Annotated in this window: 22 protein-coding genes; 8 read left to right on the plus strand and 14 right to left on the minus strand. The window is 36.7% G+C overall.

Translation table 11 applies throughout. The annotated features are described in order from the left end of the window. Nucleotides 1–115: 115 nt before the first annotated feature. From EGX95_RS15205 to EGX95_RS15225, 5 genes are all read left to right on the plus strand, one after another. A complete protein-coding gene (locus tag EGX95_RS15205; protein WP_002028078.1) occupies nucleotides 116–910 on the plus strand; it encodes a glycosyltransferase family 2 protein in 795 nt (264 codons plus the stop codon). A gap of 114 nt (nucleotides 911–1,024) precedes the next feature. Next, a complete protein-coding gene (gene rfbF / locus EGX95_RS15210; RefSeq protein ID WP_000648799.1) occupies nucleotides 1,025–1,792 on the plus strand; it encodes a glucose-1-phosphate cytidylyltransferase in 768 nt (255 codons plus the stop codon). 1 nt (nucleotide 1,793) lies between these two features. Continuing rightward, nucleotides 1,794–2,849, plus strand: a complete 1,056-nt coding sequence (gene rfbG / locus EGX95_RS15215; RefSeq protein ID WP_123805645.1) for a CDP-glucose 4,6-dehydratase — start codon at nucleotides 1,794–1,796, stop codon at nucleotides 2,847–2,849. Nucleotides 2,850–2,861: 12 nt separating this feature from the next. Then, the gene (locus EGX95_RS15220; protein WP_000435748.1) at nucleotides 2,862–4,085 is read left to right on the plus strand and encodes a class I SAM-dependent methyltransferase; all 1,224 of its coding nucleotides are present in this window, start codon (nucleotides 2,862–2,864) and stop codon (nucleotides 4,083–4,085) included. Continuing rightward, nucleotides 4,082–5,005, plus strand: coding sequence for an NAD-dependent epimerase/dehydratase family protein (locus EGX95_RS15225; protein WP_000723106.1), 924 nt, complete (start codon nucleotides 4,082–4,084; stop codon nucleotides 5,003–5,005). The genes EGX95_RS15220 and EGX95_RS15225 overlap by 4 nt, the downstream gene beginning before the upstream one ends. Here EGX95_RS15225 and EGX95_RS15230 read toward each other — a convergent pair. Together EGX95_RS15230 and EGX95_RS15235 are read right to left on the minus strand one after the other, a co-directional pair. After that, nucleotides 4,974–5,771: a glycosyltransferase family 2 protein gene (locus EGX95_RS15230; RefSeq protein WP_000797329.1), complete on the minus strand. Its 798-nt coding sequence runs from the start codon at nucleotides 5,769–5,771 to the stop codon at nucleotides 4,974–4,976. The two genes, EGX95_RS15225 and EGX95_RS15230, sit on opposite strands and share 32 nt — an antisense overlap. Nucleotides 5,772–5,834: 63 nt before the next feature. Then, nucleotides 5,835–6,176 (minus strand): SH3 domain-containing protein, encoded by a 342-nt coding sequence (locus tag EGX95_RS15235; protein ID WP_000875280.1) that lies wholly within the window; start codon nucleotides 6,174–6,176, stop codon nucleotides 5,835–5,837. A gap of 202 nt (nucleotides 6,177–6,378) precedes the next feature. Between EGX95_RS15235 and EGX95_RS15240 the strand changes: the two genes are divergently transcribed. After that, nucleotides 6,379–7,263, plus strand: coding sequence for a DMT family transporter (locus tag EGX95_RS15240; RefSeq protein ID WP_000814745.1), 885 nt, complete (start codon nucleotides 6,379–6,381; stop codon nucleotides 7,261–7,263). 45 nt (nucleotides 7,264–7,308) lie between these two features. On the opposite strand, the gene EGX95_RS15245 is transcribed toward EGX95_RS15240, so the two are convergent. Continuing rightward, a complete protein-coding gene (locus EGX95_RS15245) occupies nucleotides 7,309–8,130 on the minus strand; it encodes a pentapeptide repeat-containing protein (protein ID WP_000181449.1) in 822 nt (273 codons plus the stop codon). A 195-nt stretch (nucleotides 8,131–8,325) separates the two neighbouring features. Here EGX95_RS15245 and EGX95_RS15250 point away from each other — a divergent pair, with 195 nt between their 5' ends. Further along, nucleotides 8,326–8,502: a DUF1272 domain-containing protein gene (locus tag EGX95_RS15250; protein WP_001207874.1), complete on the plus strand. Its 177-nt coding sequence runs from the start codon at nucleotides 8,326–8,328 to the stop codon at nucleotides 8,500–8,502. 163 nt (nucleotides 8,503–8,665) lie between these two features. Here EGX95_RS15250 and EGX95_RS15255 read toward each other — a convergent pair whose 3' ends face one another. From EGX95_RS15255 to EGX95_RS15305, 11 genes are all read right to left on the minus strand, one after another. Beyond that, a complete protein-coding gene (locus EGX95_RS15255) occupies nucleotides 8,666–9,733 on the minus strand; it encodes a lactonase family protein (RefSeq protein ID WP_000782207.1) in 1,068 nt (355 codons plus the stop codon). Nucleotides 9,734–9,853: 120 nt separating this feature from the next. Then, complete coding sequence (gene gntK / locus EGX95_RS15260; protein ID WP_000255196.1) at nucleotides 9,854–11,395, minus strand: gluconokinase; 1,542 nt, start codon at nucleotides 11,393–11,395, stop codon at nucleotides 9,854–9,856. A 130-nt stretch (nucleotides 11,396–11,525) separates the two neighbouring features. After that, nucleotides 11,526–12,851: a gluconate permease GntP gene (gene gntP / locus EGX95_RS15265; RefSeq protein WP_001057630.1), complete on the minus strand. Its 1,326-nt coding sequence runs from the start codon at nucleotides 12,849–12,851 to the stop codon at nucleotides 11,526–11,528. Between the two features lie 396 nt (nucleotides 12,852–13,247). After that, a complete protein-coding gene (fsa, locus tag EGX95_RS15270) occupies nucleotides 13,248–13,916 on the minus strand; it encodes a fructose-6-phosphate aldolase (protein WP_000667676.1) in 669 nt (222 codons plus the stop codon). Between the two features lie 51 nt (nucleotides 13,917–13,967). After that, nucleotides 13,968–14,861, minus strand: a complete 894-nt coding sequence (gnd, locus tag EGX95_RS15275) for a phosphogluconate dehydrogenase (NAD(+)-dependent, decarboxylating) (RefSeq protein WP_001195912.1) — start codon at nucleotides 14,859–14,861, stop codon at nucleotides 13,968–13,970. 104 nt (nucleotides 14,862–14,965) lie between these two features. Then, the gene (gene tkt / locus EGX95_RS15280; protein WP_000193023.1) at nucleotides 14,966–16,960 is read right to left on the minus strand and encodes a transketolase; all 1,995 of its coding nucleotides are present in this window, start codon (nucleotides 16,958–16,960) and stop codon (nucleotides 14,966–14,968) included. Nucleotides 16,961–16,999: 39 nt separating this feature from the next. Then, the gene (zwf, locus tag EGX95_RS15285) at nucleotides 17,000–18,484 is read right to left on the minus strand and encodes a glucose-6-phosphate dehydrogenase (protein ID WP_000445344.1); all 1,485 of its coding nucleotides are present in this window, start codon (nucleotides 18,482–18,484) and stop codon (nucleotides 17,000–17,002) included. Nucleotides 18,485–18,834: 350 nt separating this feature from the next. Then, a complete protein-coding gene (locus EGX95_RS15290) occupies nucleotides 18,835–19,383 on the minus strand; it encodes a glucose-6-phosphate dehydrogenase (RefSeq protein WP_000377928.1) in 549 nt (182 codons plus the stop codon). A gap of 89 nt (nucleotides 19,384–19,472) precedes the next feature. Next, nucleotides 19,473–20,426 carry an NADP-dependent oxidoreductase gene (locus EGX95_RS15295; protein WP_000643801.1) on the minus strand — a complete coding sequence of 318 codons (954 nt, stop codon included), beginning with the start codon at nucleotides 20,424–20,426 and terminating at the stop codon, nucleotides 19,473–19,475. 13 nt (nucleotides 20,427–20,439) lie between these two features. Next, nucleotides 20,440–21,393 (minus strand): LLM class oxidoreductase, encoded by a 954-nt coding sequence (locus EGX95_RS15300; protein WP_000410338.1) that lies wholly within the window; start codon nucleotides 21,391–21,393, stop codon nucleotides 20,440–20,442. 134 nt (nucleotides 21,394–21,527) lie between these two features. Next, nucleotides 21,528–21,707 (minus strand): hypothetical protein, encoded by a 180-nt coding sequence (locus EGX95_RS15305; protein ID WP_000833784.1) that lies wholly within the window; start codon nucleotides 21,705–21,707, stop codon nucleotides 21,528–21,530. 105 nt (nucleotides 21,708–21,812) lie between these two features. Here EGX95_RS15305 and EGX95_RS15310 point away from each other — a divergent pair, with 105 nt between their 5' ends. Continuing rightward, nucleotides 21,813–22,808: a zinc-dependent alcohol dehydrogenase family protein gene (locus EGX95_RS15310; RefSeq protein WP_000647244.1), complete on the plus strand. Its 996-nt coding sequence runs from the start codon at nucleotides 21,813–21,815 to the stop codon at nucleotides 22,806–22,808. Nucleotides 22,809–22,816 lie beyond the last annotated feature (8 nt).

Below are 22,816 nucleotides of genomic sequence, written 5' to 3' on the forward strand. Positions count from 1 at the left end.
AATTATTTTTCCCATACTACATTACTATGAAAATATCATCATAGAATCGCATATTCCTTTCAACCTTTTTTAATACAAAACATATGATAATAATATTTAATTAAAATTATTATTCATGCTATTGGAGGAGATTAAAATTACTAAAACTATTATCTCTCACTTTTATAACGAGGAGTATTTATTACCATGGTGGCTTATGCATCATACAAAAATATTTGATCACGGTATATTAATTAATAGAGGTTCTACAGATCGTTCCGTTGAAATTTGTAAATTATTTGCTCCCCACTGGGAAGTACGAGATTCAAGATTCCTTGAATTCGATCCCACTAATACTGATATTGAGGTAATGGAAATTGAAAGAGAAGTTTCAGGTTGGAAGATGGTATTAAATACTACAGAATTTCTTTGCTGTAACAATGTAGAAGAATTTTTCTCATCACTTCATACGTTAGGCCAAAATATGTATGCAATTAGAATGATTGTCATGATTGATAAGCATGATTACAATTATTCAAAACTAAGATATTCCATTCCTTTAGTAGAACAACGATATCACGGGCTCTTTCCTTATAACCCAGCAATCGGCTGTGCCTGGAGATTTATACACAACCATCTTGATGGTGCATATTTACCAGGCAGACATTTTACTCGGCACCAACCTATCGTTTATAACTTCCCTTCATTCATTTTTAAATTTTATTTTAGCCCTTGGAACGAACATACAAAGGCAAGAAAATTACAAATTACACCCACCCTCTCAAAAAAGGGCGTTCGATTAGGACTTCAAAAACAATATGGGCGGTCTTCTGAAGAACTCGAAGCTCGATTTTTAACATTAACTAATGCAACACAGGATCTACGCAATCACCCTGAATATCAACAATTATTCCCTAAATTTAAACCTTAATATTTCTCACACCATCATTTTCCACACATTTTTACGCACTTAGTCAAAAACAAAACCATTTGCATACAATATGAATACTGTATATATTATAAATTTTTATTTTAGGAGGAAAAAATGAAAGCTGTTATTCTTGCTGGTGGATACGGGACAAGGATTGGGGAAGAAACACATTTAAAACCGAAACCTATGATTGAAATTGGAACAAAACCTATTCTATGGCACATTATGAGTTTGTATAGCCATTACGGCATTACAGAGTTTATTATTTGCTTAGGGTATAAAGGATATGCAATTAAAGAGTTCTTTCTAAATTACAACTTACACATGTCAGATTTCACGATACATTTAAGCGATAATACAATTACTAGCCATTCTCAACGTGTAGAACCATGGAAAGTTACACTAATCGATACTGGTGTAACTACCGAAACGGGAGGACGAGTGAAAAGAATTCAAAATTTTGTTGGAGACGAACCTTTCTGCCTCACTTATGGTGATGGATTAAGTAACGTAAATATAAAAGAACTTATTGCATTTCATAAAAAACATGGAAAAATGGCAACTGTTACCGCCGTACAACCTCCTGGTAGATTCGGTTCTCTCATATTAGATAAACAGTCTGTAACATCTTTTCAAGAGAAGCCACTCGGGGATGGCGGATGGGTTAACGGTGGATTTTTCGTTTTAAACCCTGAAGTTTTCAATTACATTAGTGGAGATAAGTCTGTTTTTGAAACAGACACTTTAGTTCAGTTAGTAAACAAAAACGAACTATCAGCATATCAACATACTGGTTTTTGGCATCCGATGGATACATTGCGCGATAAAAATAAATTAGTCGAGCTATGGGAAAGTAATAACGCTCCGTGGAAGGTTTGGTAATATGGCTTCTTCATCTTTTTGGAATAAGAAAAAAGTATTTATCACGGGACATACTGGATTTAAAGGCTCTTGGCTCACCCTTTTCTTAACTTCTTTAGGTGCAGAAGTAGTTGGCTTTTCTTCTCATCCCCCATCGATTCCTAATCTTTTTGAACAATGTAACGTAGCAAAAGAGTGCATAACAATTAAAGGCGACATTACAGATTACGATTCTTTATTACACGCCCTAAAACATCATAACCCTGACATACTATTTCATTTAGCTGCCCAGCCAATCGTCACCACTTCATACAAAGATCCTATCGAAACATTTAAAACGAATGTTTTAGGCACTGTTCACGTATTGGAAGTTGCAAAACATACAGAAAGTATACGTGGCATCATTAATGTTACAAGTGATAAATGTTATGAAAATGACGGGATCGGTAACCGGGCATTCGTGGAAATTGACCGGCTAGGAGGTTTCGACCCTTATAGTGCTAGTAAAGCTTGCGCTGAAATAGTGGCAACATCCTATCAAAAATCATTCTTCCACACTAATACTCAGAAACTCGCCTCAGTAAGAGCAGGTAACGTCATCGGTGGTGGGGATTGGGAAGAAGACCGATTATTCCCAGATGTCATTCGTGCATATTTACAAGATAGTACATTAACGATTAGAAACAAAAAGGCTATTCGCCCGTGGCAACACGTATTAGATCCTTTACACGGCTATATCCTTTTAGCTGAAAAACTTTGGACAGACGCTGCATATGCAGAAGCATGGAATTTCGGCCCGTTGAACGAACCTAACAGAACCGTTCATGATGTCATTCAATCTGTAATAAAATTATGGAATAAACAACTAACAATCACTTCCCCCTCTACAAACACTCCTTATGAATCGCCTGTTTTAACACTCGATAGTACAAAAGCAGTAACTAAACTCGGCTGGACTCCTAAGTTATCAACAGATAAGGCTATCACTTGGACTGTTGATTGGTACAAAAAATATGCATCTGGTGAAAATATCGAATCTTTCACGCGACAACAAATCGATGCATTCAAAAATTTATAAGGGGGCTATAAAATGGAACAGAAAAAATGCCGTTTTTGCCACTCATTACTCAGCAACACTTTTTTAGATTTAGGTGTTTCTCCTCTCGCTAACTCATTTGTTTCTCCAGAAAACTCATATAAAATGGAACCATTTTATCCATTGCACACATTTGTTTGTCACTCTTGTTTACTCGTACAATTAGATGAATTTGAATCTCCGCACAATATTTTTCATGACTATTTATACTTTAGCTCTTACTCATCCAGCTGGCTACTGCATGCTAAACAATATGTAGAAATGGCGATTAAGCGCTTCCACTTAAAGAAACATTCAAAGGTGGTTGAAATCGCGAGTAACGATGGGTACTTATTACAATACTTTCAAAAAGAACATATCGAAACGTTAGGAATTGAACCAGCAAAAAATGTAGCAGAAATCGCTATCCAAAAAGGAATTCCTACTGAAGTGAATTTTTTCAGCAACGACTTAGCAAAAAAATTACCGCAAGCAGATTTAATCATTGCTAATAACGTATTAGCACACGTTCCGAACTTACATGATTTTGTGGCAGGTTTAAAAACGTTATTAAAACAAGACGGAACAATAACAATTGAATTCCCGCACTTATTAAATCTCATATCCTTTAAACAGTTTGATACGATATACCATGAGCACTTCTCCTATTTCTCACTTATAAGCCTGCAAAAAGTTTTATCTCACCATCATTTACAAATTGTCGATGTAGAAGAACTTGCAACGCACGGTGGTTCCTTACGTATTTTTGTAAAACATCATAGTGACGAATCAACTATCCATTCTAGTGTTACAAAATTAATTCAAAAAGAAGTGGATCACGGGCTAAATACATTAGACTGTTATCTCCTTTTTTCTAAACGCATCGAACAATTGAAAATAAATATTTTACAGTTTTTTATCGAAGCGAAAGCTTTAAACAAACAAATTATCGGTTACGGTGCGCCAGCTAAAGGAAACACCCTTTTAAATTATTGCGGGATAGGAAAAGAATTTCTAGCTTATACAGTAGATAAAAACCCTCATAAACAAAATCTCCTTCTACCAGGAACCCGCATTCCAATAAAATCTCCAGAAGAAATAAAACGTACAAAACCTGATTACATTCTTATACTTCCTTGGAATTTAAAAGACGAGATTATGAAAGAATGCTCTTTCATTCGTGAGTGGGGCGGCAAATTTTTAGTAACAATACCAGAAGTTGAGGTAATTGAGCCATGAAAAAAATCCTTGTAACAGGCGGTAGCGGATGGATTGGTAAATATGTTGTACATTCTCTTATTCAAAAGGGCTATGAAGTGCACGCCACTTACAATACAAATAAGCCTTCCCATCTTTCTTGCCATTGGCATAAAGTCAACTTACTTTGCGATGAAGAAGTAAAAAAACTCATTTACGACATGAAGCCTAGTCATCTCATTCATTTAGCTTGGGAAGCAGTGCCGCCAGCGTGTTATGTATCTATCAATAATTACTATTGGCTTACGTCTAGTATCTCATTGATTCAACACTTCACAACATGCGGCGGAAAGCGAGTCGTCGTTGCCGGGACTGGCGCAGAGTATGAATGGTTTAACGGTGTATTATTTGAAGATTCACCGCTTCTTTCTTATAAAACCCCGTATTCATTATGTAAAAATGCACTACACTCCTGGCTCCAAACGTACGCCAAGCAAACCGGTCTCAGCATGTGTTGGGGCCGCATTTTTCATATGTATGGCCCTCACGAACAAGGGAATCGACTCGTTTCTAACATCATCACTTCTTTATTAAAAAATGAGGAAGCACTATGTACACATGGAAAACAATCAAGAGATTTCCTCCATGTGAGCGACGTCGCTGATGCTCTCATAACAGTATTAGAACATGGCGTTACAGACACAATCAATATCGCTTCTGGTCAATCTGTACAAATTAAAGAGTTAGCTTCTATCATCGCTAAAAAGATAGGAAAAGAACATCTAATTAAACTGGGTGCAATACCTTTCTCTAAAGATGAACCTTTATTTGTCGGCGTTCATGTAGAACGTTTAAAAACTGAAGTAAACTGGAAACCGACATACGATCTAAATACAGGAATCGAAGAAACAATTTCATGGTGGGAATCATTTATACAAAAACATAACGGTACGCATCACTAAAACGTAAATCCTTCGTTCCTCTCGCTAATTCCTTATACCATTCTTCTAATCTTTCCGGCGTAATAATATGATGCGTCCCCATTCCCCCATGCTTACTAGCTTCAGAAAGAGTCGGACCAATTTGTAACTTTCTCTTTCTCATCGCATCGTTCCACGGACTAAATCCAAACCATAATATACAAGCAAGAGGCGGATAAATCATAGATTCATGCGCGGATAAATGTCTTCCAACTGTATAACTTCCGTGTTCATGATTATGAATAAATCTACCTCTTCTCCACAACGGCCAATCTTCTGGTAAATAACCATGAAATCGCTGTTTCATTAAAGGGAGTCCAAAGTTAAGGTCCGGATAACTGTAGTTAGGATCATCAACCATAATAAGCCCTTCTAGCCAATACATCCTCCCTCCCAATTCATTTAGTGATTTCCAAAACTGATTTTTATCTTGCACACAAAGAAACTCAGTCGTATTTAAAATCATTTTCCATCCTTGTATTTCTTGTTCTACCCTCATCACTTCATGATCCGTCGCATATGCATCAAACTCTGGATTTACAGAATTTCGCACTTCCCAATGCGGTGCGAATTTCTTACAAATCTCCACCGAACGATCTGTTGAGCCTTTATTAATTAAAATACCATGATCAAACAGTTTCGTATGATGAGCAAGCCACCACGGTAATAAATACTCTTCATTATAAAAATGAGAAATAACGGTTGTAGTTATAATAATCTCCTCTTTCTCTATTAATCTATTTTTCATCCTACAACCAATATACTCATAAACTAAAAATATGTTTCCTATATTAATAACCAAATCGTATTACTAATATTTTTGTAAGTTTTCCTTTGGTACCCAGCCATCCTCACCACCTGTTTTTTCACACCAAACCCATCCATTCAATTCTTCTAACCCAATCAATCTTTCTCCAATACTTACATTTAATTCTTTGGCAGTATATTGTTTCGTAATGATTCCTACATCAGTTATATTTTTCATTATAATTTGCTCCGGAACCCACCCTTTCCGGTCATATTTCTCTTCGTGACAAAACATCCAGTTTTCAGGACCATCGTAACTCTCTATCATTTTCACTACATCCCCCTCTTCTAAGCGAATTGGATCAGGATAATTGCTAACATGTGATTTTATAACGATATATTTCATAACAACCTCCAATAATCAGAAAATTAAGTTATAATATCATTATAACTTAAGAAGGAGGAATACACATGTACTACAACACTTCATTCGAAAACGATCAACCTGTAGGCCGTCTATAAACTAAGACGGGCATTCATATAACACGTGCACTATGCCTCGTCTTAGGGAACTCATCATACCCTAAAAATAGACGGAGGTACTTTACATGAAACAAACCATTTTAGGAGCTATATGTTTATCACTAGCAGCTAGTATATGGGGCGGTATGTATGTTGTTAGCAAATATGTACTCGACTTTATCCCACCACTCACACTCGTTTGGCTACGCTTTATCATTGCTTTTGTTGTTTTGTATATGATTTTAAAAATTACTGAGAAAAAGCAAAAGAAAACAGTAACCATTCGTAAAAAAGATTGGCTATTATTCGCTTGGATTGGATTTATCGGATATTTCATTTCGATCACTTGTCAATTTATCGGAACAAAATTATCCGACGCTCATACAGGATCTTTAGTAACATCAGCTACACCTGCATTTATGGTTATATTTGCAGCGATCATTTTAAAAGAAAAACTAACCGCTCGTAGATTACTATCTACCATCATAGCGACAATCGGTGTCATTATCGTAATCGGATGGGATATTGAAATTGGCTCCTATTTTATCGGTACAATCATATTAGTCGGGGCAGCTATTACGTGGGCTTTACTATCTATTTATGTAAAAATTGCTTCAGCTCGATTTTCATCTTTAGTGATTACAACGTACGCTATATTCTTTTCACTCTTTTTTATTACACCTTTTATGGTATGGGAATTTCAATCAAACCCTATTGAACATATGAACCTATATGTAGTATTAGGCGTACTTTATTTAGGAATCGTCTCAACGGCAGGTGCCTTTTTCCTTTGGAATAAAGGATTAGAATTAATGGACGCTAGCATCGGTTCGTTATTTTTCTTCTTCCAACCTATCGTCGGATCGTTGCTTGGTTGGTTACTCTTAAACGAAACATTGAGTAGTAACTTTTTTATTGGTGGTATTCTTATTATATGTAGTGTTTTTATTACTACTTTTGAAAAGAAATGAAAAATAGGCAGAGATACTTAATCTCTGCCTGTTCGTATACACTCTTTACACACTCCAATGCGATGGACGAGACAACAATTTCGGTAATTTCGTATGTTTGTCCCCTCTTGCCGCATTAACTTGAACTTGCGTCAGAAAAATACTATTTGTAAAATCAGCCCCACGAATATCTGCATCTCGTAAATCTGCTCCAATGAGATCCGCCCCTCGTAAGTCTGCACCATTTAAGTTTGCCGCAATTAAATATGCTCCTCTTAAATTCGCCCCTTGTAAATTTTTCTTTTTCAGGTTTGCTCCCATAAGATCTGCGCCGCGGTGTATGATTCGTTTCCTACGCGCAGTATTCATTTCCTTCCAAACTAGTTCGCTCGTTTCTAAAAGAAGAATGTTCACTTCCGCTCTGTGTAATGGAACATTTATTTTCATTAACTCATCTGGACTTAAATTCGCAAGACGCTCTGTCTCTTCAATAGCTTCCTTCAGATCTTTATGAATTGGCTGCGTCGCCTTTAATAGAATGGCTTCATTCAAATACCAAAGCATTTCATGGAGCTGATGCATAACTGGAAAAGAATCATACATTTTTCTCGCATGCTTAGCATCTTTCCGCCAATCAATCCCGTTAAATGTAACTTGAGAAATCTTCTGTCCAGCGCCGAAACATTCAAATACTGTACAACCTTTATAACCTTTTCCTCTAAGATCTTTATGTATGCTACATTTATAATCTGACTGTAAATTAGAACATGGTTTACCACCATCTTTATTCACCGCAAAATCTACCGATGCTGCGAACGGTAACGCCACACAACATAAACCGAAGCATTTTTCGCAGTTTGCTTTTAAATGATCGTTATGATTAGTCAAAATGTATACCCCCTGTTGTCTTTTGACTATTTCATAATATTCTAACTGCATGAAATAATCAATTTAAAAATAAACGAGCGCCTTTCATTTCAAATCATAACTTTATCATTCGATTTCCTTTCAATTGAAAAGGACTAACTCTGCTCATTGAATTATAATTAAATTGTAAATATTCAAACTAAAAGGAGAGTTACTATGGCACTACAAATGAAAACAAACTGTCAAATTTGCGATCAATCGCTGGAGCAAGATTCTGAAGCATACATTTGCGTATATGAATGTACATTTTGCGCACCATGTACAGAAGAAAGACATAACGTTTGCCCAAACTGCGGCGGCGAGTTAGTACGTAGACCGAAAAAGAAACAGTAAAAAGCAAAGCGATATCGCTTTGCTTTTTTTTAGGCATATGAAATTATATCAACGATTTTTCAAATATATCAACGATTTTTTTTAATATATCGACGTTTCGACAAAGGATATCGACTTACCGACAAATAACGACACCTCTGCATGCATTCAGCTTCAACACAACTTAAGCATTTAAAAACTTCACACAAACAGGCTCTGGCACAGCAACGTCAGATTGGATAAGCGTTAACTTCCCTGTAGATTCATCTCTTGAAAATAGTACTAGATTATGTGACTTTTCATTTGTAGCAACAAGGAATTTTTCAGTAGGATCTAATACAAAGTCTCTTGGCCAATTTCCTTCTGTAGATGTGTGTTCCACAAATGTAAGCTCACCTGAGTTTTGATCCACACTGAAAACAGCGATACTATTATGACCACGATTGCCTGCATATACAAACTGGCCGTCAGAAGAAATATGAATCGCACTTCCTTGATTATTTTCATCAAACGCGGCAGGAATAGTAGAAATATACTGTACTTCTGTAAAAGCTCCTTCTGCCGGATTATATGTTAACACAATAACCTCTGAACTAAGCTCCGTCATCACATACGCATACTTTCCATTTGGATGAAAAGTAATATGTCTCGGACCACTTCCTGGATTTACAGCCAAGCTATTCACTTCTTTTAATACACTATCTTTTATTTCATACGTAATTATTTTATCTATCCCTAAATCAACACCTACCACATATTTTTCATCAGGCGTATATCCTGCGTAATGCGCATGTGGTTTCTCTTGTTTTTCTTTATTCAGACCTGAACCTTTATGCGTTATAATAGAGGTCGCAGGATTTACAGATCCATCTTCTTCATTTACTGCGAAAGACTCAATCGTTCCTTTATGATAATTTGCTGTAACTACCGTGTGAGTCCCACTATCAACACTCACATGACAAGGAGAAGCCCCTTCTACCACTTGTCTATTTTTCTCCTTTAGCTCTCCAGTTTTACTATCAATCGAATGCGCAGCTACACCACCAGATTCTCCTTCCTTAACAACGGAATAGAGATATTCATTCTTTCGGTTAATCGTTACATATGTAGGATTATCCAGCTTGGCCGCAAGTGTTACATTACTAATTTTCTTTGCTTCCGTGTCTAAAATAAACTTATATATTCCTGCACTTTTTTCTTTCGTGTAAGTTCCAACATATCCAATAAACTCTTTATTATCCTTCATTTTCATAACCCTCTCTCCCTATATTTTTCATTCATCTTACTTCCTATAATGTTTTATGTTGAAAGAGTATCCTAAAAAATTAGAGTACCTCTTTATACGTTACCATATTTTCTTGTTAAATAGCTTTTAAACCCACTTTTTTTGGTACGCTGCTATACTTTCATATTCTTCCTCCAATTGACGGGACAGACGAATATAAATCGGTGTTAAATCTTTATATTTTTCCACACTTTCCATGTTTGGTTCATGGTGGAAATTCGCACCTACCATTTCAGATACTACGCATAATGTATCTATTTCACCTAAACTATATAAACCGAGGATTGCAGCTCCTAGGCAAGAGCTTTCGAAACTTTCTGGAACATATACGTCTTGATGGAAAATATCCGCCATCATCTGTCTCCAAAGTTCCGATCTTGCAAAACCACCTGTCGCTTGAATTTTTTTCGGTTCACCAATGAGTTCTTTTAAAGCGAGAAGAACGGTGTATAAATTATAAATTACTCCTTCTAAAACAGCACGGATAAGATGTTCTTTCTTATGATGCAATCCAAGTCCGAAGAAAGATCCTCGTGCATTTGCATTCCATAAAGGAGCTCTTTCTCCTGCTAAATACGGATGAAATAATAAACCGTCGGACCCCGGACTCACTTTTGCTGCTATTTCAGTAAGCACTTCATATGGATCTTTTCCTAAACGCTTCGCAAGCTCAATCTCTGAAGTACCTAATTGATCACGAGCCCATCTGAAAATCATACCACCGTTATTAACCGGTCCACCAATTACCCAATGGTCTTCAGTTAAGGCGTAACAAAAAATTCTACCTTTTGGATCTGTTACAGGACGATTTGTTACAGCACGTATCGCACCGCTTGTACCAATTGTCACAGCAACAACGCCAGGATCTATTGCATTTACACCTAAATTGGATAGGACTCCATCACTCGCTCCTACTACAAATGGAGTAGAAACAAGTACATTCATTTCTTTGGCAAGCTCCTCATCTAATCCTGTTAAGCTGTGCGTCGTTGGAACAAGTTTAGAAAGCTTATCATCTGTAATGCCCGCTACACGTAAAGCCTCTTCATCCCATTTTAAAGATTCCAAATTAAACATCCCTGTTGCTGATGCTATAGAATAATCAATTACATACTCCTTATATAACTTATAAAAAACATACTCTTTAATAGAAATAAATTTATAACTTTTTGCGAACAATTCTGCCTGTTCATTCTGTAACCAAACTAATTTCGAAAGTGGTGACATCGGATGAATTGGTGTCCCAGTACGCAAATAAATTTCATGACCATTCATATCATTCTTTATTTTCTCTGCCCAGCTTGCACTTCTATTATCTGCCCAAGTGATACATCTCGTTAACGGTTTTCCCTTTTCATCTACAGCAATGATACTATGCATTGCCGAACTAAAAGAAACACAAAGAATATCATGCGGCTGTACACTACTTGTCTGTACAGTTTCTTTAATCGTATGTATTACTGCACGAAAAATTTCTTCTGGGTCTTGTTCTGCTGTTTCCGGCGTAGGAGAATATAAAGGATATTCAATTCCATGACTTGCAATAACAGATCCATCCGTAGAAAATAGAACTGATTTTGTACTAGTTGTCCCAATGTCTACACCAATCATATATTTTGTGCTCACCATTTCTTCCTCCTAACAAAAATCCCTACAGTATCCTAATCATATAAGAACCATAAAAATATATTTATTTTATCTGTTCATAACGTTATGTGCTAAAGTTGTCTCTCTTAATTGATATAAAAATATCCTTATTTTAAACAAACATATCGAGTAGTAAAACTCCTCCAAAAGCGATAAATGAAAGTAACGTTTCTAATACCGTCCATGTTTTAAATGTTTCTTTCACTGTTAAACCTAAGTATTCTTTTACCATCCAGAACCCAGCATCGTTTACGTGTGAAAACATTAATGCTCCTGCACCTGTTGCAATGACGAGCAACTCTAAATTCACACCTGTCGTATTTTCAATGATTGGTGAAACGATGCCTGCTGCTGTTGTTAAAGCGACTGTCGCTGACCCTGTCGCAATTCGAATTAGTCCTGCTACTATAAATGCTAATACAATTGGAGATAGAGCTAAATGCTCAGACATTTGAGCAATAGCATTGCCTACACCACTATCGATAAGAATTTGCTTAAATCCCCCGCCGGCACCAATAATCGCAACAATTGAACCGATTGGTAATAAGCTATCTTCTGTTACCTTCTTAATAGCCTTTTTATCGATACCTTGACGAAATCCAAGAAAATAAAACGCTGCAAAACATGCAATCAAAAGTGCAATGATAGGACTACCGATTAATGTGACAACCTTCATTAAAGTATCAGAAAGCGGAACATAAGGAGCTGCTGCCGCTAACACCATTAACATTACAGGTAACAATATAACTAAAAACGAAACTCCTATTCCTGGTAATTTCGTTGATTTTGTATTTACACGTATCAATTCTGGCTCATTTTCAGGAATTACACGTTTGTGAATCCATTTAGCGAATATAGGACCTGCAATAATCGCTGCAAAAAATGTAATAATGAGTGAATACAATAGTACCTTCCCAAGGTTCGCTTTATAAATACCAATTGCAACGATTGCCCCTGGATGCGGAGGAACTAGGCCATGTACGACAGATAGCCCAGCAATTGCTGGTAACGCTATCAATAAAATATTTTGTTTCGTAGTTTTATGAATTGAAATTACTAACGGCAACAATATTAAAATACCTACTTCAAAAAACACCGGAATTCCAATAATAAAACCTGCAATTAACATAGCCCACGGTAAGTTTTTTATCCCAAAGGATTTAATAAAGAACTCTGCTACTTGCATTCCAGCACCTGACTCTGCCATCATTTTCCCTAAAATTGTACCTAAAACTAAAATACCTACTAAATGCCCGAGAACACTCCCAACTCCCGTTTCATAAGCACTCACTATTTTATCCATTGGCATTCCAGACATAATTGCTAAAAACAAACTTGCAACCGTTAAACTAATAAACGCATGCCATCTCCACCACGAAACCCCTAAAATAACAATTACAATTGATAATAATGTAATCATTAAAAGGTACATATTCATACTTAATCCCCCTTTATGTAAACCCTTTCAAAAATGCTATATAATGAAAAGAACCTATATAGTTCTTACTTGAGTAAAAGATAGCTTTACATATTGATATGCACTTAAAAGCATCCTCACATCATAATGATTTATACAAAAAGAATCTCCCTTATCAGAGATATACTTTAACTCATCTCTCTGATAAGGGGATTTCTCTTTCATCATTGTAATGTTATTGTGATAAACACTTCGCGTAAGCAAATTTTCCTTTTTTAAAAGTGAATGACGCTTTCTTCTCTTGCTGTTTTCACATAGTAAGACTACAAACTCGGGATCCCGTTTAAACGATGAAGTTACTTAGGATTTGTCCTCTCATGAAAAGCAATTTTCGGAAAGCTCCTTCACTTTTATGCATTATAATTTAGGAGCTTTCGCCCAGTCCGCAGCAAACTTCTCAATACCTTGATCTGTTAATGGGTGCATAGCAAGTTGTTCAATTACTTTATAAGGGATTGTTGCAATGTGAGCACCTGCCATCGCTACACGAGTTACATGATCTGGATGTCTAACAGAAGCCGCAATAATTTGTGTATCTAATTGGTGAACATCGAATAATTCAGCAATTTTAGCAACTAATAATACGCCATCTTCAGAAATATCATCTAAACGTCCTAAAAATGGAGAAACATACGTTGCACCTGCTCTGGCAGCTAAAAGTGCTTGGTTCACAGTGAAAATAAGTGTAACATTCGTTTTCACACCTTTTTCAGTAAGATAGCGACAAGCTTCTAATCCTGCTAGCGTCATTGGAAGTTTTATTGTAACTTTCTCATCGCCGCCATTAATCTTAATCAACTCTTCTGCTTGAGCAATCATTTCTTCAGCCGTCACAGCATCTGGCGTTACTTCTGCCGAAACAGATTCAACTTTAGGAACTGCCTGACAAATTTCTGCGATACGGTCTTCAAATTTAATCCCCTCTTTTGCTACTAAAGAAGGATTCGTTGTAACACCAGCTAAAACTCCAAGTTTATATGCTTTTTTTATGTCCTCAAGATTTGCAGTATCAATAAAAAATTTCATGATTCATTCCCTCCATTTTTTAAACGTTAATGAGTTAAATTTTTAAGATGTTTATTTCTTTTCTACTGCATGTCCGCCAAATTCATTGCGCAGAGCTGCTACTACTTTTCCTGTAAATGTATCATTGTCTAATGAGCGGTAGCGCATTAATAACGACATTGCGATAACAGGAGTTGCTGTTTGAAGGTCTAATGCTGTTTCTACTGTCCATTTTCCTTCACCAGAAGAATGCATAACACCCTTAATTTCATCCAGTTTTGCATCTTTAGAAAATGCATTTTCTGTTAATTCCATTAACCATGAACGGATTACTGAACCGTTGTTCCATACTCTTGATACTTTTTCATAATCATAGTCAAATTCACTTTTCTCTAGAATCTCAAATCCTTCACCAATAGCAGCCATCATACCGTATTCAATTCCGTTGTGAACCATTTTTAAGAAGTGACCACTACCAGCTTTTCCAGCATATAAGTATCCATTTTCTACAGCAGTATCACGGAAGATAGGTTCAACGATGTCCCAAGCTTCTTGATCTCCTCCGATCATATAACAAGCACCATTACGAGCGCCTTCCATTCCGCCAGAAGTTCCTGCATCCATAAAGTGAATACCATCTTTCTTTAGTTGCTCATATCGGCGAATAGACTCTTTATAATGTGAATTACCCGCTTCAATTAAAATATCTCCTTTTGATAAAAGTGGTGTAACCTCATCGATAACAGAATCTACAACAGCGTGTGGTACCATTACCCAAAGAATTCTTGGTGATTGTAATGACTGAACAAGTTCACTTAAACTAGATGTACCTGTAGCCCCGTACTCTTTCATTTCTTCCACTGCACTTGCATTCAAGTCAAATGCTGCTACTTCATGTTTATGATCCATTAAATTTTTCCCTAAGTTTAATCCCATTTTACCTAAACCAATTAATCCTACTTGCATAATATAATTCCTCCTCAAATCATCTTTTATTAAAAATTCATATCACTACAATCTGGAATACCTTGCAGCACTGATATGTACGGAAAGGTATTCACAGTCATAGCTTAAGAATTCAATACATTTTTTGTAATTTGAACAACATTTTCTGTCGTAAATCCAAATAGATTCATGACTTCAGCACCAGTTCCTGAAGCTCCAAATGTTTCAATTGATAGTACTTTTCCTTCTTGTCCTACATAACGCTCCCACCCGAGAGATACACCCATCTCAAGAGATACTCGTTTCGTTACAGAAGACGGAAGAACGGATTCTTTATATTCTTTCGATTGGCGATCGAATAACTCCCAGCTTGGCATTGCAACGATGCGAACAGAGACATTGTCTTCTTCTAATTTCGCTTTCGCACTAGCAGCTAAGGATACTTCAGAACCTGTCGCAATTAAAATTACATCCGGATTTTCATTCGTTTGTGTTAATACGTAAGCCCCTTTAGAAAGATTCTCTATGTTTGCTTTCGTTTCATGAAACACCGGTAAATTTTGACGGCTAAGTACTAAAACGACTGGACCATCCGTTTGCTGTAAAGCATACGCCCACGCACTTGCTGTTTCATTTGCATCTGACGGACGGATAACTGTTAAACCAGGAATTGCCCGAAGAGCTGCTAAATGTTCAATAGGTTCATGCGTTGGACCATCTTCTCCTACAGCAATCGAATCATGTGTAAATACGTACGTAACAGGTAACTTTTGCAATGCAGCCAGTCGAATAGATGGACGAAGATAGTCATTAAATACAAAGAATGTACTCACGAACGGTTTTACTCCTCCATGAAGAGCCAGTCCATTCGCTGCTGCGCCCATTGCATGTTCACGTACACCGAAGTATATATTTCGGCCAGCATACGATTCTACCGCATACACTGCTTCACCTTTTATATCTGTCATCGTAGAATGAGAAAGATCTGCACTTCCACCGAAAATAGAAGGAATCGATTTCACATAATGATTAATAGCTTCCCCACTTGCAACACGAGTTGAAATCGTTTTTTCAGTATCGAAGGATAAAATGTCTTTCGCTTCGATTAAAACTTCACCTGTAATCGCTTTTTCTAATTCATCTGCTAGTGCAGGGTTTGACTCTCTGTATAAGTTGAACTGCTCATTCCAGCCATTTTCTTTTTCAATACCTTTTTGTTTCAGTTCATTAAAATGAGCTGTTACTTCTTCAGGTACAAAGAAGTCTTCTTCATAATGCCAACCATACACTTGTTTTGTCGCTGTCGCTTCTTCTACTCCAAGCGGGTTACCATGTGCTTTGTTCGTTCCAGCAACTTTTGGACTTCCGTAACCTATAATGGTTCTAATTTCTATAAGAGTAGGTTGGTCCGTATTATCTTTCGCTAATTGAATTGCTTTTGTAATCGCATCAACATCGTTTCCATCTTCAACTCTTACATATTGCCAATGTGCAGATTCTACTCTTTTCTGCATATCTTCAGAGAAAGCAATGTTTAATTCACCATCAAGTGAAATTTCATTTGAATCATACAGCACAATTAACTTGCCAAGTTTCATATGTCCTGCCATTGACATCGCTTCATAAGCGACACCTTCCATTAAATCACCGTCTCCAACTAAAGCGTACGTATTGTGATCAATAATAGAGTGACCATCCTTATTGAACTTCGCCGCTAAATGCGCTTCTGCCATTGCCATTCCGACAGCATTCGCAATCCCTTGTCCTAACGGTCCTGTCGTCGCTTCAACTCCAGAAGTGTGACCAAACTCAGGATGACCTGGTGTTTTACTATTTAACTTTCTGAAGTTTTTCAAGTCATCAATTGAAACGTCATATCCAGCTAAATGAAGTAGGCTATATAATAAGCTAGATCCATGTCCCGCCGATAAAACGAAGCGATCACGGTTAAACCATTTTGGATGATTAGGATTATGATTTAAATGATTCGCCCATAATGCATAAGCCATTGGCGCTGCTCCCATCGGAAGACCTGGATGACCTGAATTTGCCGCATTAATAGCATCAATTGATAACGTACGAATTGTATTCACTGCTAATTGATTTATGTTTTGTGTCATAGTAATCGTCCCCCTACATGCTTTCATGAAAGAAAGTACTTATTTTTTCGTTTCTTGATCTAACCACCATTTAAATCCACTTTCTTGCAATAATTCATTAGATGTCTCTGGACCATATGAACCAGACTCATATTCATGAAGTGGTAATAAGTTTTCCTCGAATGCTTCAAGAATTGGTTGTACCCATTCCCATGACAATTCAACTTCTCTCCAATGTGCAAAGAATGTAGCGTCTCCACTCACAGCATCATGAATGAGTCTTTCATACGCTTCAGGTACTCCCACATCCGCTTGCTCACAAGTAAAGTTAATACGGATCGGTTCAATTTCTCCATTTTTCAATGGATTTTTACTATTTAACTGTAATGAAACGTTCTCACCTGGGCTAATTTCAATTATTAACAAGTTAGGTGCTGCATTTGGATTACTATCTTGATATTGCTGTTTTAACGTATTTTTAAATTCGATTACAATACGAGTAGACTTTTCTTTCATTCGTTTGCCTGTTCGTATATAAAAGGGAACGCCAGTCCAAAATGGATTATCGATCCACAAGCGAGCAGCGACAAATGTGTCTATATTAGAAGAAGGATTTACTCCTGGCTCCTCTTTATATGCTACAACTTGCCCGCCATTTATCTCACCTGCACCATATTGTCCGCGAATGATATGGTTTTGAACGTCTTCTTTTTTCACTTTACGAAGCGCCTCCATTACCTTTCGCTTTTCCTCTCGAATTTCACATGCATTAACCTTTTCCGGCAAATTCATAGCAGTCATCATTAATATTTGTAACATATGATTTTGAACCATATCTCGAATGGCTCCTGCCTGATCATAATATCCTGCCCTTTCTTCAACCCCAACTGTTTCACTCGCTGTGATTTGTACATTCGCTATATGTTCTTTATTCCAAATCGATTGTAAAACAGGATTTGCAAACTCTAGTGCTTCAAGGTTTTGAATCATCGGCTTACCTAAATAATGATCAATACGGTATATCTCGTCTTCTTCAAACGTGCGACTAAGCTTATCATTCAGCTCACGAGCAGATGTAAGGTCGTGCCCGAACGGTTTCTCAATCATTAGGCGTTTCCATCCATCCGTTTTATCAAGTCCGCTTTCCTTAATATTTAAAGCGATTGTCTCAAAAAATTCAGGAGCAACGGAAAGATAGAACATTCTATTCCCTTTTATATGTAGTTCTTCTTCCCTTTCACGAACGACTTGTAATAATCTCTCATAGTCTTCCGGCTTACTCACATCTAATGGACAATAGCGAAAATTATCTAAAAAACCTTCGAGTTCTGGAGTACCTTCTTCTCTATGACGAGAAAACGTCTCTATTGATTCTTTTATTCTTTTTTGAAAATCTACATGAGATACTTCACGTCTCCCAAGCCCGATAACGGATATTTGCTTTGGAAGCTTTTGATCTCTATATAAGTTATATAGTGCGGGGTAAATTTTGCGTTTCGCTAGGTCCCCTGTCGCTCCAAATAAAACAAAGGTCATTGATTCCAATTTCAGTCCCCCTCTTGTTGTATAATCCTGGTCAATATATTAAAAATGAATTGTACAGAAGCTCATGTTTTTATAAAAAACAAAGAGTTATCAAATTCCAATTCTTTTTATACCTTTCGCTTTCTAATTGTCCCCAATATTAATAGTAGCAATTCAAAGCGTTTCTACCACGACTTACTTATTTATAATACTTTACGAAATAACATATATTTAATTACTTTTAGTAATTAAATAATCTTATGTCTAGTATATTAACCACATATATTATTATCGTCAATAAAAATGTCTTACATTACATACTATTTATTTCGTAATACTTTTCTAAGTTTATCCTTAGTTACCACTCATTTTCAAAGATAATGATCGATATAAAAAATATCAGTTTCATCAAAATCTTCAATTAATTTTTTGTTAAACTCGTGAGCAGACGTTACATGATGACCAAAAGGCTTCTCTATAATAAGACGGTTCAATCCTTTTGTAGCCCACAATCCACTTTCCTTAATATTTAAAGCAATGACATCAAATACTTCTGGTATAACAGATAGGTAAAACATGCGGTCTTCAGGAATGTTCAATTCTGTTTCACGTCTCTTTACAAGACTCAACAAATCTTGATAGTCCTCTATATTCGCTGTATTTAATTGACAATAACGAAATGTGCTAATAAATTCTTCTACTCCTAATTCGTCATCAGTAGATCTTCTAGAAAATGTAGCAAGGGATTGTTCTACCTTTGTTTGAAATTCCACATCTGACATTACCCTTCTACCAATACCGATAATAGAAATAGATTGCGGTATATTCCCATTACTAAATAATTTGTATAAAGCAGGGTAAATTTTGCGTTTCGCTAAATCCCCTGTCGCTCCAAATAAAAGAAATGTCATTGAATCCATTTGTTCTCTCCCTTTTAAAACAATTGCTAGAATAGAATATATAAACTCATTTGCTACTTAGCACAATACTGTCTCTAAAACCTCATACTTTACCAATGTTTCTTCAATACTATTTTGCCACGAGCACGCTCTGACTCACTTATGTGGTGTGCTTTTTTTACACCTTCTACATGTAAAGGCAACACATGCGTTACAATGGGTTTAATCTTCCCGTCCTCAATTAATTCTGTAATAAGAGAAAGTTCATATCCGTTAGGTTCAGTAAATATATGGTCACTCTCAATATTTTTCTCTCTTGATATCTCGGTTTGCGGAATTTCCATACCTTTCGGACCATAAATAGACGCTAACTTTCCATTTGGTGCAAGCACTTTATAACTATCCTTTAGTACATCTCCGCCTAACACATCAAAAACAATATTGTAATTATGCAAAAGCGAAGAAAAGTCTTCTGTTTTGTAATCGACGACAGTATCAGCGCCTAGATCCTTTACAAACTGCATGTTTTTCGTACTAGTCGTAGTTGCAACATGTGCACCGAAACTTTTCGCTAGCTGAATAGCAAACGTACCAATTCCGCCAGATCCAGCATGAATTAAAACCTTATTACCTTTTTGAACATTTGCGAACTTCACTAAGCTTTGCCAACTTGTCAAACCTACAAGAGGGATTGATGCCGCCTCTTCAAAAGATAAATTCCTCGGTTTTTTCGCCACATATTTCTCATCTACAGCCACGTACTCTGCATAAGCACCGTTTCGTTCAATATCCGGACGACTATATACTTCATCCCCCACTTTACATGCTGTTACGTTTGGCCCTATAGCAGCAACTACACCTGCAACATCCCATCCTAAAACGAGCGGGAAGTCATAAGAAATTACGTCTTGCAGTAAACCTTCACGTATTTTCCAATCCACGGGATTTATACCAGCTGCATATACTTCAATTAGTACATCGGTGTCTCCTAATAGCGGTGTCTGCATTTCAATCTCTTGTAGTACGCTTTTATCTCCATATTGCATAAGTCCTATCGCTTTCATTCTTTTCACTCCTTTACAATGCTGGGAAATGAGGTAGTACTTCTTCTCCTAGCTCATCCAATACTTCGTCAGCTGGACGTTGACCATCAAATAGAGCAAGGAATAAATGATTCACACCAATACTTTTATATATATCAAGTAATTCAATTAGTGCCTTACGCCCTGTACGGTAACCTAAACGTATCGGTGTAGGACGTTCATTTGGATCTTCAGATAAGTCTAAATGCATCGGTTGGATAAATGGTTTAAATACATCTGGATGATAATCCTCTACTAGTTCTCTCCATTGTCCAATTGCTGCTGCCTGATGCACTGGACTACGTGGGTAGTACATCCATCCATCACCATGTTCAGCGAACCAATCCATATTTTGCTGACTAAAACCTGTAATAAAGGTTGGAACACGTTTAGACGGTTTTGGAACCAAATTCGCTCCATTCACTTCTCCTAGTGTCGACTGGATAGACGGGAAGTTTTTATACAAAATCTCTTCCAAGTAAGCAAACGCTTCTCTAAACTTTTCACCTCGTGTTTCATGACTAACACCTAGCGCTTTGAAATCGGCACGTCTGTCACCGGATGAAACGCCAAGCATAATTCTTTCTGGAAATAGTTGATCTAATGTAGCAATTTCTTTTGCTACACGCAATGGATGACGAAGTGACAATACGGTTGCCGACGTTCCAAATGCGATTTTCTCTGTTTTACTTGCTAAATACGTTAAATAAATCATCATATCGTAAATTTGACCTGTTGCAGGATCACCAAAGTCAGGGTCTTGCAGTAAAACATCGCGAAGCCATACACCTGTAAAACCATATTGTTCTGCTTTTTGTACTAACTCTACTTGTTTTTCCATCGTTGGAGCATGAAACTGATAATTTTCAATCGGAATGTGAACTCCTAATGTAAGCTGATCTTTCGCAAACATACGATTATATCCAAAATGATTCGCAAACTTTTCCATTTGTTTCACTCACTTTCCTTTATTTATATAAATCTATACTTTTCATATTTCTTCTCAAAATTCATAAGCAATACTGTAGCACCACATTGTTGCCGATTGTCATCGTCATAACTTTCTTTGTGCTACGAGTGTTATTATAAATCGGCCATAACATGAATAACAGTACGTACTTTAAAGTGATGTAGGCACTTAAAAGTACCTATACTAAGTAAGTAGTAATAAACATAATGAATAAATCGTGCTGCAAAAATAACATCTATCCTTTCTTCAAAAAACTTTACTGTTGCTTTTGCAAGTACGTTACATGATTTCACGTACTTTCCCCTTCTCTATATAAAATTCTCACTAACCAAATTCAAAATATTATACTTATTTTTCGTACTTTGCTATGCTATAACCATAAACAGGAGGTATAAACTATGAAAGCACAAATTATCCATTCTTTTGGGGATTCATCTGTATTTCAATTAGAAGAAGTTTCAAAACCAAAACTTTTACCAGGTCATGTTCTAATCGATGTAAAAGCAACAAGTGTAAATCCAATCGATACGAAAATGCGTAGTGGTGCCGTTTCAGCAGTCGCTCCTGAGTTTCCAGCTATATTACATGGCGATGTAGCTGGTATTGTTATTGAAGTAGGAGAAGGTGTTTCGAAATTCAAAGCTGGCGATGAAGTATACGGATGTGCCGGAGGTTTTAAAGAAACTGGTGGTGCACTTGCAGAGTTTATGCTTGCTGATACGCGATTAATTGCTCACAAACCTAACAATATAACAATGGAAGAAGCAGCTGCTCTACCATTAGTGGCAATTACAGCTTGGGAATCTTTATTTGATCGTGCAAATATTAAACCTGGTCAAAATGTTCTCATTCATGGAGCTACTGGTGGCGTAGGACACATAGCCATTCAACTAGCTAAATGGGCTGGTGCTAAAGTTTTTACAACCGCTTCTCAGCAAAGCAAAATAGAAATAGCCCATCGTCTCGGAGCTGACGTAGCTATTAACTATAAAGAAGAATCTGTTCAAGAATATGTGCAAAAACATACGAATGGCAACGGATTTGAAGTTATATTTGATACAGTAGGTGGCAAAAATCTCGATAACTCTTTCGAAGCTGCTGCAGTCAATGGAACTGTCGTAACAATTGCAGCTCGTTCAACCCATGACCTCTCTCCTTTACACGCAAAAGGACTTTCTCTGCACGTTACTTTTATGGCGTTAAAAATATTACATACAGATAAACGTGACGCTTGTGGGGAAATTTTAAATAAACTAACGCAAATAGTAGAAGAAGGAAAACTTCGCCCATTGCTAGATTCGAAAACTTTTACGTTTGATGAAATTGCACAAGCACATGAATATTTGGAATCAAATAAAGCAATAGGGAAAATAGTGTTGAAAAACGTTTGGTAACTTTCACT

This window comes from Bacillus sp. FDAARGOS_527, assembly GCF_003812125.1.
GTDB classification, from domain to species: Bacteria; Bacillota; Bacilli; order Bacillales; family Bacillaceae_G; genus Bacillus_A; species Bacillus_A paranthracis.

Excerpts from the sequence above, each read along its gene's own strand:
- EGX95_RS15310 (WP_000647244.1), top strand. The coding sequence starts at position 21,813 with ATGAAAGCACAAATTATCCATTCTTTTGGGGATTCATCTGTATTTCAA.
- rfbG (WP_123805645.1), top strand. The coding sequence starts at position 1,794 with ATGGCTTCTTCATCTTTTTGGAATAAGAAAAAAGTATTTATCACGGGA.
- EGX95_RS15220 (WP_000435748.1), top strand. The coding sequence starts at position 2,862 with ATGGAACAGAAAAAATGCCGTTTTTGCCACTCATTACTCAGCAACACT.
- EGX95_RS15300 (WP_000410338.1), bottom strand. The coding sequence starts at position 21,393 with ATGGAAAAGTTTGCGAATCATTTTGGATATAATCGTATGTTTGCGAAA.
- EGX95_RS15205 (WP_002028078.1), top strand. The coding sequence starts at position 116 with ATGCTATTGGAGGAGATTAAAATTACTAAAACTATTATCTCTCACTTT.
- tkt (WP_000193023.1), bottom strand. The coding sequence starts at position 16,960 with ATGACACAAAACATAAATCAATTAGCAGTGAATACAATTCGTACGTTA.
- EGX95_RS15250 (WP_001207874.1), top strand. The coding sequence starts at position 8,326 with ATGGCACTACAAATGAAAACAAACTGTCAAATTTGCGATCAATCGCTG.
- EGX95_RS15295 (WP_000643801.1), bottom strand. The coding sequence starts at position 20,426 with ATGAAAGCGATAGGACTTATGCAATATGGAGATAAAAGCGTACTACAA.
- EGX95_RS15240 (WP_000814745.1), top strand. The coding sequence starts at position 6,379 with ATGAAACAAACCATTTTAGGAGCTATATGTTTATCACTAGCAGCTAGT.
- gnd (WP_001195912.1), bottom strand. The coding sequence starts at position 14,861 with ATGCAAGTAGGATTAATTGGTTTAGGTAAAATGGGATTAAACTTAGGG.
- gntP (WP_001057630.1), bottom strand. The coding sequence starts at position 12,851 with ATGAATATGTACCTTTTAATGATTACATTATTATCAATTGTAATTGTT.
- EGX95_RS15230 (WP_000797329.1), bottom strand. The coding sequence starts at position 5,771 with ATGAAAAATAGATTAATAGAGAAAGAGGAGATTATTATAACTACAACC.
- EGX95_RS15235 (WP_000875280.1), bottom strand. The coding sequence starts at position 6,176 with ATGAAATATATCGTTATAAAATCACATGTTAGCAATTATCCTGATCCA.
- EGX95_RS15255 (WP_000782207.1), bottom strand. The coding sequence starts at position 9,733 with ATGAAAATGAAGGATAATAAAGAGTTTATTGGATATGTTGGAACTTAC.
- gntK (WP_000255196.1), bottom strand. The coding sequence starts at position 11,395 with ATGGTGAGCACAAAATATATGATTGGTGTAGACATTGGGACAACTAGT.
- fsa (WP_000667676.1), bottom strand. The coding sequence starts at position 13,916 with ATGAAATTTTTTATTGATACTGCAAATCTTGAGGACATAAAAAAAGCA.
- EGX95_RS15290 (WP_000377928.1), bottom strand. The coding sequence starts at position 19,383 with ATGGATTCAATGACATTTCTTTTATTTGGAGCGACAGGGGATTTAGCG.
- rfbF (WP_000648799.1), top strand. The coding sequence starts at position 1,025 with ATGAAAGCTGTTATTCTTGCTGGTGGATACGGGACAAGGATTGGGGAA.
- EGX95_RS15225 (WP_000723106.1), top strand. The coding sequence starts at position 4,082 with ATGAAAAAAATCCTTGTAACAGGCGGTAGCGGATGGATTGGTAAATAT.